Genomic DNA, 12,984 nt, shown 5'->3' on the forward strand with positions numbered 1-12,984 from the left:
CTGGCTTTTTTATGGCTGTTGCAAAATTTGCTAACAATTTGCACCTAAAAAAGCCCCTCCCTAGCCTTGCTTTTCCCAGCGTGAACCCGAACACTAAAAGCGAAAATAACAATACCTAAAAAACTAACAGGATATATATTTATGATAGCGAAGCATTTTATTGCCAGCGCCCTAGCAGGCGCCATCGCGCTCTCTCTAGCTGGATGCCAGCAGAGCGCTTCTAACGAGCTACAAAGTGTACAAACGCAAAGCCAGTTCCAAACTTACAGTGCCGAGACCTTCTACGATACCGTAAGTTTAACGGGCAATAGCATCAACCATAGTGGTGATAAACTGCTACTGAGCAGTGATGAGAATGGGGTGTTTAACCTCTATGAGGTAGACATTAAAACCGGCGTCCGCACACAGCTAACCGATGCCAAAGACAGCACCTATGCACTGGCATTTTTCCCCAAGGACGACCGAATTCTGTTTAGCCGAGATAGCGGGGGTAACGAGCGTACCCACGTGTTTGTTCGCGATCAGCAAGGCGAGATCACCGATTTAACGCCCGGCGAAGAGACCCGCGCGGCATTTGCAGGCTTTAGCCAAGACGGGCAACATTTTTATGTGCTGAGCAACCAGCGTGACGCCAAGTTTATGGACTTATACAAATTCGATAGCAATAGTTATGAGTCTCAGCGTGTTTATACCAACGAAACGGGGCTTGATGTCAGTGCCATTAGCCCAGATGGCCGTTATATTGCGCTAACTAAGCATCACGATAACCGTGATAGTGATTTTTACCTACTGGATACTGCATCGGGTGAAGGCCCTAAGCTTCTCAGCGCTCACGAGCAACCAGCCAAGTATAGCGCCTGGAGTTTCAGTGTTGATGGGCAATCACTGTATTACACTACGAATGCCAAAGGCGAGTTTCGCCAGATGTGGCGCTATAACTTGGCCACACAAGAGCATGAACTTGCTTTGGACGCCGACTGGGATGTCAGCTTTATGGAGTACTCAAAGTCTGGACGATACCGCGTCAGCGCCGTCAATGCCGATGCCAGCACGCAGGTAACGATTTTAGATACTAAGACAAACCAAGAGCTGGCATTGCCATCGACACTGCCTAAAGGCACGCTCAGTGGCGTCGAATTTAGTGATGATGAGCAAATCATGTCATTTTATTTAAGCTCAGATACCAGCCCACGCAATCTATATGTATGGCGAATTGGCAGCGACCAAGCGCAGCGTCTCACCAACACCCTGAGTGCAAACATTGCTGAAGAAAACCTCGTTAGCAGCGAAGTGGTCCGCTTTAAAAGCTTTGATGGACTCACCATTCCGGGCATTTTATATAAGCCTAAGCAGGCTTCAGCCACGAATAAAGTTCCTGCTTTAGTCTGGGTGCACGGTGGCCCAGGTGGCCAAAGCCGCACGGGTTATAATGCTATGCGACAGTTCTTAGTGAACCAAGGTTACGCGGTTTTTGCAGTGAATAACCGTGGCAGTGCCGGCTATGGCAAAACCTTCTTTCACCTCGATGACAAAAAGCACGGTGAAGAAGACTTACAAGATATTATCTACGGCAAAAAGCACTTACAAACACTGGATTGGGTCGATAACGATAAGATTGGCATTATCGGCGGCAGTTACGGTGGCTATATGACGGCGGCAGCACTCGCCTTCGCCCCCGACGAATTTGAAGTGGGTATCAATATCTTTGGTGTCACTAACTGGGTGCGGACACTAAAATCCATTCCACCTTGGTGGGAGAGCTACAAAAAGGCACTCTACGATGAGATGGGCGATCCGGCCACCGATGAAGGGCGTCATCGTCGTATTTCACCGCTGTTCCACGCAGATAACATCAAAAAACCGTTATTAGTGGTACAAGGAGCCAATGATCCCCGAGTTCTACAGGTTGAAAGCGATGAGCTTGTTGCCGCAGTGAAAGCCAACGGGGTGCCAGTTGAGTATGTACTCTTCCCCGACGAGGGCCACGGCTTTAGTAAGCGTGAGAACCGCATTACAGCGGCCAATGCGTATCTGTCTTTTCTTGATAAACATTTAAGAGATCAATAATACTGCTGTGGCCAGTGCATGCTGGCCACACCTTTCCCCTGTTAACTGCCTTCACGCACCGCCTACACATGTCGCGTCGTTCTTTGCTAGCGCGCTTATAGCTAGAAAACACAGCACCCGCCTATCTAGGCTTATTACAGGTAAATAGAAGCAGCACCCATAGCGGGGATTAAAAGGGAATAGATAAAGGAATAACAAGAATGTATCTGGAAATACTGAGTGAGCACACTCAGTGGCGGAGTGGACGGGACTCGAACCCGCGACCCCCGGCGTGACAGGCCGGTATTCTAACCAACTGAACTACCACTCCGCAGTGGTATGAGTGCATCGTCTAAGTGGCGGAGTGGACGGGACTCGAACCCGCGACCCCCGGCGTGACAGGCCGGTATTCTAACCAACTGAACTACCACTCCGCAGTGACGATGTGTGTACATAGCATTGATTCAGACATTGGCGGAGTGGACGGGACTCGAACCCGCGACCCCCGGCGTGACAGGCCGGTATTCTAACCAACTGAACTACCACTCCGCGACAAGCGCTGAATAAAGCAATGTACTAAAAAATATAAAGATGGCGGAGTGGACGGGACTCGAACCCGCGACCCCCGGCGTGACAGGCCGGTATTCTAACCAACTGAACTACCACTCCGCAGAGATTTATATTTTTTCTATTCCGAATGGCGGAGTGGACGGGACTCGAACCCGCGACCCCCGGCGTGACAGGCCGGTATTCTAACCAACTGAACTACCACTCCGCGACGGAATAAGGCTGTTTACTTAACTGGCGGAGTGGACGGGACTCGAACCCGCGACCCCCGGCGTGACAGGCCGGTATTCTAACCAACTGAACTACCACTCCAACGAGTAAGCAAACACTGGATAACTGGCGGAGTGGACGGGACTCGAACCCGCGACCCCCGGCGTGACAGGCCGGTATTCTAACCAACTGAACTACCACTCCGCGATATCCAAACTGCCAGAAGCTCTGCCCTGACAGCGGCGTGAATGATACGAATCACCCCTTGGTGAGTCAATAGTTTTTTTGAATTTTTAGGGCTTTTTTAGTCATCTGACATCGAAAGGTTTAAAATTTCACCTGATTTATCACTTTTTGAGCCATTTTTATCTGAGTTAGCTTCAGAGCTGTTTGTTTCTTGCTCATCACTTTGGGCACTTTTTTTCTTCCAGAACAATAAATTAATATTGCCTAAAAGTGGCTTTTTTTGCACCAAGACGCGAATGGCTGCCCACCCAGCGAGCAAAATAAACACATTCCCTAACACCACTAAGCTGTAGAATAACGCATTGCTCATCGCACTTGGCTGATCACTTTGCTCTGCCAATTCGGTAGGCCCTTGGCTCACCGGGGGCGCTATTTCTTCGACCTTTTCTATGGGCCGAGCAATGGCAAATTCATAATCCGGTAAGGCTGCCATAAACTCACGACCATTACTGTTCGTGCCGTATAGCTCTATTTGCAGCGAATAACGCCCCCATTCGTAATTGCTAATGGTGATCACGCGCGTGTTATCTTGCTCAGCTGGCAATGAAAAGGCTTGTTCATCGTTATTGGGATAAAAGATCTTTCCTTGGAGCAACACCGATTGCGGATCGAGTAGCTGCTCATCAAGGGTAATGTGTAACTCGTGGCTTTCGCCTTTGGCTCCCTCATGAAGCTCATAGGTGAGCGGCGGCTCTTTGACCACCACTGGCTCTTGCACCACTTTACGTTGGATGATGGGCGTGGTCAGGGCTATCTCTGGCCGCCACTGTCCGGCGGCAAAATCAAGACGAAACTCCCCCGTGAAAATCGCATCACCCGGGCGTTCATCAAAACCTCGGCCATCATCTTTAAAGTTGGCAACATGCTCTGTGCGGGCACCAAAGTTACTATATTCATTATTATTAGTACTAACGAAATCAACTTGCATGTTAATGACATCACGGAAGCGGCCAATTTTCACCTGCTCACCATCATTTAACACCTTCCCCGTCAGCTTAATAATTTCGCCACGGAAAAGCAGAGGGGGAAGTTCATCAACTTGAAGAGAGATATCGCCGATAACCATAATACGGCTGTCCGGCAAAATTTGCCCAACCACTTGCCAAGGCCCTGGCATCGGTTTGTTGAGCACGATTAAGTCGTAGCCGAGCTCATCATGCCATTGTAGGTTGTCGTCATTGAGTGAGTGGGTGGCATAAATTTTACTTCCATCCGGGCGCACCAACACAACGGCGGGTGAGCCTTGGCGGCGAAAAAAGAGCAGCGTAATCTTGTCAACATCGTGGTCAATCCGAAAGCGGTTATCCAACAGCGGGATTTCATTGCCCTCGGCCAATACGGTCAGCTTTTCCTGCTCATCGCCCAGTGCTGGCGCACTGACACCGACACCAAGTAGCAGCACCATACTGATGAGAATTAATTTTGCCATCACCACCCTTTTCACCTTTTATCTCTACTGAGTGCGCCACAAACAATGACCGCCCTCTTTCTCTACCAAGTCTAGACGCTGCTCATGTGCCGCCAACTCTTGTTCGTCGGCACGCAGCACCGTTAAGGCAGGTCTATCTGGGTTTAAACGAATGATGTCACCATCGTCGCCTTGGTTTTGCTGTTCATTATGTTGCGCCAAATTAAGTTTCTTCTGACCGCCGGTCATCGCTAAGTAGACGTCAGCAAGAATCTCAGAATCCAGCAATGCGCCGTGCAACGTTCGCTTTGCATTATCAATATCATAACGGCGGCAAAGCGCATCGAGGTTATTCTTTTGTCCGGGATGCATTTCCCGGGCCATGGTTAAAGTGTCGAGTACTTGGCACACCTGCTCAGTATTAGGGTAGCCTCGATTCAGCATGGCAAATTCGTGGTCCATAAAGCCCACATCGAACGGGGCATTGTGAATAACGAGTTCTGCACCACGGATATAGTCAAGAAACTCATCGGCTATTTGGTGGTATAGCGGTTTATCTTGCAAAAACTCATTGGTGATCCCGTGCACGTCGATGGCCTCGTCTTCGATGTCGCGCTGGGGATTAATGTAAACATGAAAATTGTTACCGGTTAGCCGGCGGTTGATCAACTCCACACAACCAATCTCAATAATGCGGTGCCCCTCTTTCGGGCTAATGCCTGTAGTTTCGGTATCAAGCACTATTTGTCTTTGCGCCATATCAGTTTACGCTCATATTTGCTATCTTTGCTGCTTCGTTCATTGTACATAATAACAAGGTAAAGCGTGCAAAAAAGCGTAGAAATTTATACCGATGGTTCGTGTTTGGGGAATCCTGGTCCTGGGGGATACGGTATTCTTATGCGTTACGGAAAGCACGAGAAAACGCTAAGTCAAGGGTATCAAACCACGACCAATAACCGCATGGAATTACTCGCTGCAATTGTCGCTTTGGAATCGCTCACCCGCCCCTGTGACATTGTCCTTACTACCGACAGCCAATACGTAAAAGAAGGCATAGAAAGTTGGTTAGCGAATTGGAAAAAACGCGGCTGGCGTACGGCCAGCAAGCAACCGGTTAAAAATGTTGATTTATGGCAGCGCCTTGACGAGGCTTGCCAACGCCACACCATTGATTGGCGCTGGGTTAAAGGCCACAGCGGACATAAAGAAAATGACATCGTCGATGAGCTCGCACGCACTGCCGCAACCAGCGCATCGTTGTTGGAAGACACCGGCTATCAACCAACAGATTGACGGTGTTGAGGCACCCATCTTGTCCCTCTTTACAGACGCAGACATATAATATAAGTTTTGGTTATATCATATACCTAAAACGGATTAACTATGTCTCTCACCGTGGTGCCTTTTTATCATTCTCCTAGTCACACGTTAAGTTATGTGCTGTTTTGCCCTACCACGCGACATGCAGCGTTGATTGATGCGGTCGCTGATTACGATGCGGCGACAGACACACTGAGTTTTGCCAGTGCCGATATCATTATCCGCTACCTTGAGCGCCACCAATTAACACTTAAATGGCTCATTGAAACACATGTGCACGCCGACCACTTCAGCGCATGTAACTACGTTGGTGAGCAATGTGGTGGGCAAACGGTGGTCAGTCAACATATCCGCGATGTGCAAAAAACACTTAAACCCATATACCAACTAGCGTGTGCCACTAATGGCGAGCAATTTGATAAGCAAGTCAATGATGGCGACTGTCTACCCTTAGGTGATTTTGAGCTTAAGGTGCTTGCAACACCTGGGCACACCCCAGATGGCATCAGCATTTACGTTGATGGCCATTTGTTTATTGGCGATACCTTGTTTATGCCCGATTCTGGGAGCGCGCGCTGTGACTTCCCTAAAGGCAGTGCTGAACAGCTCTACCATTCAATCCAAAAGTTGTTATCTCTACCCAGTGACACCAAGGTGTGGGTGTGTCACGACTATCAACCTGAGGGGCGAGCTTTAGACTACCACAGCACCATTGGCTGTCAGCGTGAACAAAATGTGCATTTACAACAATCAGCACCGCAGTTTATCGCACAGCGTCAGCAACGTGATGCCACCCTCAATAAGCCTAAGTTAATGGATAAAGCTGTGCCATTTAATCTTCAGGGTGCGCGCGTCGGTGCCGCCGACTCACCTCAACGCCTTTAATAGCAGGTTTAAAACTTGGCCGTGCGTGCCATTTAGGCTTTATGGGGGTCAGGGGTGTCACCCGCTTACGTGCCACCAGCATATACACACTGCCCATGGGTTTTAAATATTGACGGCAAAAACTGCGCCAGCGGGCAAAGCGCGATAAACGCGAGCCTCGTGCCAATGAAGCATGTAAAAAGCGCTCATCAGCTATCAGCTCAAAGCCCAATAGGTCGAGCCAGTCTTTGACTCGGGAAGGAGTAAAGAAGCGCCCGCTCCAAGGCAGTTTTTGACGGCTAAATGGGATCAAGCTAGCAGCGCCACAAAAGCTAAACGGATTAAAGCCGGTAATAACGATGTAACCACCGGCGATCAGTGTGCGATGGGCCTCACGCAAAATATGATGGGGGTCGCTGTTATATTCTAAACACAGGCTCAGAATACACGCATCCACACTGCCTTCATAGAAAGGGAGCTCATCGACTTCGGCAAGTACGCCAGCTTGTTGTGAACGCGCTGCCACCCCAACTTGATGCTTTATGGGGCTCGCGGACGTATCTAGCTGTACGCTCAGATCGCCAATTTTTAACAGATGATAACCGAACATGCGCTCTAACCACGGCTGCATCTTACGTTCTACGTCATTTTGCAAGTAGTCACCATGAGGAAACTGCTGCCAGGTATAGGGCGCAGGATGTTGTTGAAAGCTTAGTGCTGGTTTCACAGATTTAGCTCGTTATACTAAGGGGCATAAGTTAACGATATAGAGCTATTCGCTATGGTGCAAGTCGACGCAATCAACGCCTTTAATGATAATTATATTTGGGCCCTGGTGCACCCCACCAAACCTCACGTTTATGTAGTCGATCCAGGGGATGCTGAACCCGTAATGCGCTACCTCGAACAACATGACTACCAGCTGGCGGGGATACTAGTTACTCATCACCATTGGGATCACACAACAGGTGTCGCCGCACTGAAACAAGCCTACCCAGAGGCGCCGGTATACGGACCACAGAATAGCCCATTTACGGGCATCGAGCACACGCTCGCAGATGGCGATAGCATTGACGTATTTGGGCTCAATTTCTTAGTGCGTGCCACCCCGGGGCATACCCTTGATCATATCAGCTATATCAATGAGCAGTTGGTATTTTGTGGGGATACGTTGTTCAGTGGAGGATGTGGCCGCTTATTCGAAGGCACGCCAGAGCAAATGTGGCAATCAATGCAAACCTTCCTTACCCTGAGCGACGAGACCTTGGTGTATTGCACGCACGAATATACTCAGGCAAACATGGCCTTTGCCTCAGCAGCTCAACCTGAGGATGCAGAGGTGCAGCGCTACACTAATAAAGTCAATGCATTACGTGAGCAACAACAGATGACCCTCCCTAGCACTATCGGCCAGGAAAAACGCATCAACCCTTTCCTTCGTGCCGATAAAATATCGCCACAAGCACTCCCTACGGCATATCGACCCGCTACCAGCGGTGAACCCAGTGCAATCTTTGCAGGTCTTCGTGCTTGGAAGGACAATTTCTGAGTCTCTATCTGCGGTACAATTGCGCAAAATTTGTAGGATCTCATCAATTTTTGCTAGTATGCGCCGCAGTTTTGCCCAAAGATTAACAGTTCATGAATAAACATATACTCATCGCAGCGGTGTTATCTACGTTTTTAAGTGGTTGCCAAACCATCTCTAGGGATGTTCCAATCACTAAACTCCCTAGCAATACTGCGTCCCCGCAAGAGATAAGCGATGCGCTAACAATCGACACCCTAGGCGGCGATGAGGTAGTTGAACAGCTAGAAGAAGCACCTGTATTTGACGATGTCTGGGAGCGGATCCGCTATCAGCTCTCAATAGAAGTTCCGCAAAATCGTCCTGTGGTTGCTGAGCGTAATTACTATGCGCGCCATCAAGCTTATATGGATCGCATTGCCAAACGTGCCGAGCCCTATTTATATTACATTGTTGAGGAAGTCGAAAAGCGTAAAATGCCGATGGAGATTGCGCTGCTGCCGATTGTCGAGAGTGCTTTCGACCCCTACGGTTATTCTCACCGCAGTGCCAGTGGTATTTGGCAGTTTATGCCACAAACGGGCAAACGCTTTGGCTTAAAACAAAACTGGTGGTACGACGGGCGTCGCGATATTGCCGAATCAACCCGAGCCGCGTTGGATTATCTTTCTTATTTGCATAAAACCCTTGAAGGCGACTGGCTAAACGCAATTGCTGCCTATAATTCCGGTGAAGGGCGAGTCATGCGAGCCATTAAGAAAAATCGCCGTAAGCACCTGCCTACCGATTTCTGGTCACTTGATCTGCCACGGGAAACCACCGCCTATGTGCCAAAACTATTGGCACTGGCAGACCTACTTAAACGCCATGATGAGTTTGGCATTAAGTGGAACAAAATAGTTAATGCCCAAGTGATTGACCGTGTCGATGTTGGCTCACAGATTGACTTAGCTTTAGCAGCAGAAATGGCAGGTATTTCGCTTTCCGAACTATATCGCCTCAACCCTGCATTCAACCGCTGGGCCACCGATCCACAGGGGCCACATCACTTACTATTGCCGCTTGATAGCATCACGCCATTCAAACAACAATTAGCGTCAGCGAAGTTGCAAGACCGCTTACGTTGGCAACAGTATGAAGTGGCTGCGGGCGATAGCTTATCGGTGATCGCTAAAAAGTTTAATACCAGCGTTGGCGCTATTCGCACTTTAAACGCATTGGAGTCAAGCACCATACGCGCAGGGCAAACGCTAATGGTGCCTTTATCTGACAAGGCGGCCTCGCACTTACCAGAAAAAGTACGTTTAGCAGTCAATGGTACGACATCACTAACACGCAGCCATACCGTAAAGTCAGGCGATACGCTGTGGGATCTCAGCCGTGAGTACAACGTCACCGTAGCACAGCTAAAAGCCTGGAATAATCTGGGTAACAACGCCATGTTACGGTTAGGGCAAAAACTAAAAATTCGCCAATCCACAGGCCAAGCATTACCGCAAACGACCAACCGCACCATTACCTACAAGGTTCGTCGTGGTGACTCATTATCACGCATTGCTAAGCAATTCGGGCTGCGCGTTGGCGACATTCGCAAATGGAATAACTTAAACGGTAAAAAATACCTTTACCCTGGGCAAAAGCTCAAACTCATTGTGGCTGTAAAACGCGGCTAAAAAAAGCGCTCATATAGAGCGCTTTTTTTGTCTTAAGGCATCATGCTACTTGGTTATTGCACCAGCAAACTGAGCCAACCAAGGTTGCGCCACCGGCTCGGGATCAAAGTCCTCTAGGGCATCAATATCTAAGCGTGGCAGCAGCGGCTTACCTTGCAGCTCCATCAACAGCTCTTCAACTTGCTTACCCGCACCACAAAAAGTATCGCCATAACTGCTATCCCCCATGGCAATGACCGCAAACGGGGTGCCACCTAATAAAGGAAACTGGCTTTGTAAAGCGGCGAACAGTGGCATGAGGTTATCGGGAATATCCCCTTGCCCTGTGGTCGATGTGATCACTAATATATATTCGCTGTTACTAACATCTTCCACTTGCGGGTTATCGATCACTGTGGCTTCATGGCCGTGCTTTTGTAGCTGCTCCTCGGCACTGTCGGCTAGACGCTCCGCACCGCCATAGACACTGCCGTAAAAAATATTAATCTTGGCCATTTAAAACTCCTTCGCATAATAAGCTTGCTCACACACTGGCCACCCGAGGCGCTCAAAAACGGCGAGTGCGTGTTCACCTAGTGGTGCATTAATGTGAATCAATTCTTCGCTGTAAGGATGCCCAAAGTATACATCGGTTGCAAACAGCATAAGCCGCGAAACCTCGAAGTGCTCGGCAAAAAAGTGATTTTGCGTATTATCACCGTGATTTACATCGTTAATCAAAGGGCGGTTAATGCCCTTCATATGGCGACGTATCTGATGCTTACGCCCTGTTTTAGGCCAACACTCCACCAGTGAATAACGAACACTGGGAAACTTTCCTAAGGCGATAGGCAGGCTTGCTTGCAACAAGCAACGTATATCAGTGCGCGCTGATTGTGCTGGCTTGTCTTGTTGCGCGTATTTATCGGCAATTTTATCTAGTTTTTCCTTTAGCGGCCTGTCGATACATTGCTGCTCAGGGGCAAAACCTCTGACTAACGCTAGATAACGTTTGCGCATCCCTCCTTCACTGAACAGCTGTCCTGCACGATTGGCGGCAGCACTGCTAAGCGCAAACAATAAGACACCGGATGTGGGCCTGTCTAAGCGATGCAGTGGATACACATGTTGACCGATTTGATCGCGCAGCATTTGCATTGCAAATTGGGTTTCATGCTTATCCAAAAAAGAGCGATGAACCAGTAGTCCAGACGGTTTATTAATAGCGATGTAGTGCTCATCACGATATAGAATATCGAGCGGCTGTACTGGTGCAACATTTGCCGAATCTGTTAAGTCGTTCACTCTCCCCCTCCGAGAGTAATATCTATGCACTTAAGCACTGTGTGCAATTGCGCATACCGCCCTGGCCAATAGACCTCAGCCATGGGTGTTAAGGCTATAGCCGAAGGCAGAGGATGTTTTGCGTGTATTAGGGCACGCATTTTGGGAATAAAGACGAACTGCAACCATTGTTCGAACCTAAGGGTATCAACACAAAAGGGTTGGCTGGATTGCAATAAATGCTCAGCAACGGGCTTATCTTGCCATAAGCCTGCATTAGCTAATTCACCTTGCAACTGCGTGAGCAATTGAGTGATGGAATACGACATAACACGGTTATTGCGGTAACTTCAAAAACGCTATATTAGCATTTCTCTTGGGTTGATGACGCAATATGCCTATAATTTGCGGAATTTTATTTTCTAGGAGCCGCGTATGAGCGACAACATCGCCACACTGGCACAATTATTAGATGCCGCCGGCACCACATGGCGTGTATTTGACATTGGTCGTCGGGTGCAAAAAATAGATAAAGCAACCTTTGCCGATATTGAGTCGACAACTATTGCTTATCCATATCCACTGGCACAGCATGCGCTACTGGCGATTCAGTTTTGGGACCCAAAAGCATCGAGTGAGCCTTATGTGTGGTTTTTGAAAATGCCGTTGGATGAGCAAAGTAAGCTGGTAGCAGCGAGTCGTGACCATTTTGCCAATATGGTGCTAGAAGCCATTGGCACATCGTTAACCGGGGCTGAGGGTGAGCAAAGCAAACTCGATAACAACCCTTATGTATTTACTCCCAATGCCAATAAGCGTGCCGCTTTCAATGCCCGCATCAAAGTAGAGTTACGGCAAAGCGCATCGCAGTACTATGAGCATGCACAGCTATATTTGAGTGGTAAGTTGGGCTGGCAAGACTGGCAAAGCGTCGCTGTGCAAGGCCTTGCCGATTTTGCTGCGCGCATTGACCATCAAGATAATGAAGCCCTGCTGTGCCAAGCATGGTCGCAGTTACCTGCACAAGTACGCCAACCTCTTGCTGCCCAGCTCGAAAATAGTGAGCTAGGTACTGAAGCAGCGCAAACCCTGCTCACAAGTATCAATCAAGCGATTCAACATCAGGATAAAGCGCTACTTATTGATGCGCTTCGCGCCATCAGCAGTGCACGCGCAGTGGGGCTGGTTGAGCAAGCGCTAGGGCAGGTAATGAACAGTGATTACGGCCAAGATGCTGACATATGCCAGGTCATCGCTGGACGACTTTGGGCTTATTTAGAAGCACCGCAAACCTTAGCACAGTTCTTAGAGCACTGCTGTCGAATAGACACCGAGCAGCCATTGTTCGCCAGTATTTTTGCCGACTTAGTTGCAATCCCAATGTTGCGCCCTCATGTATTAGCTATATTACGGTCTGAGCAGCGTTCTGATGCGCTTTCTCGTGCAATTGGTGGGTTATTTTCGTCGTGAAAACCTTATGGATTCTGCTGCTGTGTGGTGGCGTGATAGCGTTGTTTTGGTATCGCCGTAAAGTGGCAGAAACTGCGCGGTTACATGCTCAGCGTCAAGCTGAACAATTAGGCGTGCAATTTGTTAGTGTTGCTTGCAAACAGTGGCGTTTAGCGATTTTAAGTAATGGTAAGCTTGGGATCCGCAGCCGCTTTATGTTTGAGTTTTCCAGTGACGGCGAAACCTTATACGAGGGAGAGTTGTGGATGGAGAATGAACGTTTACGTAAGGCCGATATCCCACCGCACAGAATCCAAAAAAACTAAGGCGTGACTGTAAGTCACGCCCTAATCTGCATCATCCTTGCGCGGTATCCATCACCGCTGACCTAAAGGTCGTCCCTTTTG

The 12,984-nt window shown here is 48.8% G+C and carries 13 protein-coding genes and 7 tRNA genes; 7 read left to right on the plus strand and 13 right to left on the minus strand.

Annotated features, from left to right (window positions below; genetic code table 11):
* Positions 1 to 141: 141 nt before the first annotated feature.
* Entirely contained in the window at positions 142 to 2,067 is a 1,926-nt protein-coding gene (locus FIU82_RS09475) for a S9 family peptidase (protein WP_152440942.1), read from the plus strand.
* A gap of 233 nt (positions 2,068 to 2,300) precedes the next feature.
* Here FIU82_RS09475 and FIU82_RS09480 read toward each other — a convergent pair.
* From FIU82_RS09480 to dnaQ, 9 genes are all read right to left on the minus strand, one after another.
* A tRNA-Asp gene (locus FIU82_RS09480) sits at positions 2,301 to 2,377 on the minus strand.
* Positions 2,378 to 2,403: 26 nt separating this feature from the next.
* Positions 2,404 to 2,480, minus strand: a tRNA-Asp gene (locus FIU82_RS09485).
* Between the two features lie 38 nt (positions 2,481 to 2,518).
* Positions 2,519 to 2,595, minus strand: a tRNA-Asp gene (locus FIU82_RS09490).
* Between the two features lie 43 nt (positions 2,596 to 2,638).
* Positions 2,639 to 2,715 (minus strand) — tRNA-Asp (locus FIU82_RS09495).
* A 29-nt stretch (positions 2,716 to 2,744) separates the two neighbouring features.
* Positions 2,745 to 2,821 (minus strand) — tRNA-Asp (locus FIU82_RS09500).
* Between the two features lie 27 nt (positions 2,822 to 2,848).
* Positions 2,849 to 2,925: transfer RNA gene (locus FIU82_RS09505), tRNA-Asp, on the minus strand.
* Between the two features lie 25 nt (positions 2,926 to 2,950).
* Positions 2,951 to 3,027 (minus strand) — tRNA-Asp (locus FIU82_RS09510).
* Positions 3,028 to 3,127: 100 nt separating this feature from the next.
* Entirely contained in the window at positions 3,128 to 4,498 is a 1,371-nt protein-coding gene (locus FIU82_RS09515) for a TIGR03503 family protein (RefSeq protein ID WP_130148401.1), read from the minus strand.
* Between the two features lie 24 nt (positions 4,499 to 4,522).
* Positions 4,523 to 5,236, minus strand: coding sequence for a DNA polymerase III subunit epsilon (gene dnaQ / locus FIU82_RS09520; RefSeq protein ID WP_022946716.1), 714 nt, complete (start codon positions 5,234 to 5,236; stop codon positions 4,523 to 4,525).
* Positions 5,237 to 5,302: 66 nt separating this feature from the next.
* On the opposite strand from dnaQ, the gene rnhA reads away from it, so the two are divergent.
* The gene (gene rnhA, locus FIU82_RS09525) at positions 5,303 to 5,773 is read left to right on the plus strand and encodes a ribonuclease HI (protein ID WP_152440943.1); all 471 of its coding nucleotides are present in this window, start codon (positions 5,303 to 5,305) and stop codon (positions 5,771 to 5,773) included.
* A 90-nt stretch (positions 5,774 to 5,863) separates the two neighbouring features.
* Positions 5,864 to 6,685, plus strand: coding sequence for an MBL fold metallo-hydrolase (locus FIU82_RS09530; RefSeq protein ID WP_152440944.1), 822 nt, complete (start codon positions 5,864 to 5,866; stop codon positions 6,683 to 6,685).
* Here the strand turns inward: FIU82_RS09530 and FIU82_RS09535 are convergent.
* Entirely contained in the window at positions 6,633 to 7,391 is a 759-nt protein-coding gene (locus tag FIU82_RS09535; protein WP_022946713.1) for a class I SAM-dependent methyltransferase, read from the minus strand. The two genes, FIU82_RS09530 and FIU82_RS09535, sit on opposite strands and share 53 nt — an antisense overlap.
* A gap of 54 nt (positions 7,392 to 7,445) precedes the next feature.
* Here FIU82_RS09535 and gloB point away from each other — a divergent pair, with 54 nt between their 5' ends.
* Both gloB and FIU82_RS09545 read left to right on the plus strand, forming a co-directional pair.
* Positions 7,446 to 8,213 (plus strand): hydroxyacylglutathione hydrolase, encoded by a 768-nt coding sequence (gloB, locus tag FIU82_RS09540; protein ID WP_152440945.1) that lies wholly within the window; start codon positions 7,446 to 7,448, stop codon positions 8,211 to 8,213.
* A 92-nt stretch (positions 8,214 to 8,305) separates the two neighbouring features.
* Positions 8,306 to 9,865 (plus strand): LysM peptidoglycan-binding domain-containing protein, encoded by a 1,560-nt coding sequence (locus FIU82_RS09545; protein WP_152440946.1) that lies wholly within the window; start codon positions 8,306 to 8,308, stop codon positions 9,863 to 9,865.
* A 45-nt stretch (positions 9,866 to 9,910) separates the two neighbouring features.
* Here the strand turns inward: FIU82_RS09545 and FIU82_RS09550 are convergent, their stop codons facing one another.
* Genes FIU82_RS09550 through FIU82_RS09560 form a run of 3 tightly spaced genes read right to left on the minus strand, consistent with a single transcriptional unit; the run spans position 9,911 to position 11,457 of the window.
* Positions 9,911 to 10,360 (minus strand): flavodoxin, encoded by a 450-nt coding sequence (locus FIU82_RS09550; protein WP_022946710.1) that lies wholly within the window; start codon positions 10,358 to 10,360, stop codon positions 9,911 to 9,913.
* Positions 10,361 to 11,149 (minus strand): tRNA pseudouridine(65) synthase TruC, encoded by a 789-nt coding sequence (truC, locus tag FIU82_RS09555; protein WP_152440947.1) that lies wholly within the window; start codon positions 11,147 to 11,149, stop codon positions 10,361 to 10,363.
* Complete coding sequence (locus tag FIU82_RS09560) at positions 11,146 to 11,457, minus strand: YqcC family protein (RefSeq protein ID WP_152440948.1); 312 nt, start codon at positions 11,455 to 11,457, stop codon at positions 11,146 to 11,148. Before FIU82_RS09560 ends, truC begins: the two co-directional genes overlap by 4 nt.
* Positions 11,458 to 11,563: 106 nt before the next feature.
* Between FIU82_RS09560 and FIU82_RS09565 the strand changes: the two genes are divergently transcribed.
* Together FIU82_RS09565 and FIU82_RS09570 are read left to right on the plus strand one after the other, a co-directional pair.
* On the plus strand, positions 11,564 to 12,598 hold the full coding sequence (locus FIU82_RS09565) for a DUF3549 family protein (RefSeq protein WP_138509069.1): 1,035 nt from the start codon (positions 11,564 to 11,566) through the stop codon (positions 12,596 to 12,598).
* Positions 12,595 to 12,903, plus strand: coding sequence for a DUF3301 domain-containing protein (locus tag FIU82_RS09570; RefSeq protein WP_152440949.1), 309 nt, complete (start codon positions 12,595 to 12,597; stop codon positions 12,901 to 12,903). The genes FIU82_RS09565 and FIU82_RS09570 overlap by 4 nt, the downstream gene beginning before the upstream one ends.
* Positions 12,904 to 12,984 lie beyond the last annotated feature (81 nt).

The organism is Pseudoalteromonas sp. THAF3 (assembly GCF_009363775.1).
Taxonomy (GTDB): Bacteria; Pseudomonadota; Gammaproteobacteria; order Enterobacterales; family Alteromonadaceae; genus Pseudoalteromonas; species Pseudoalteromonas ruthenica.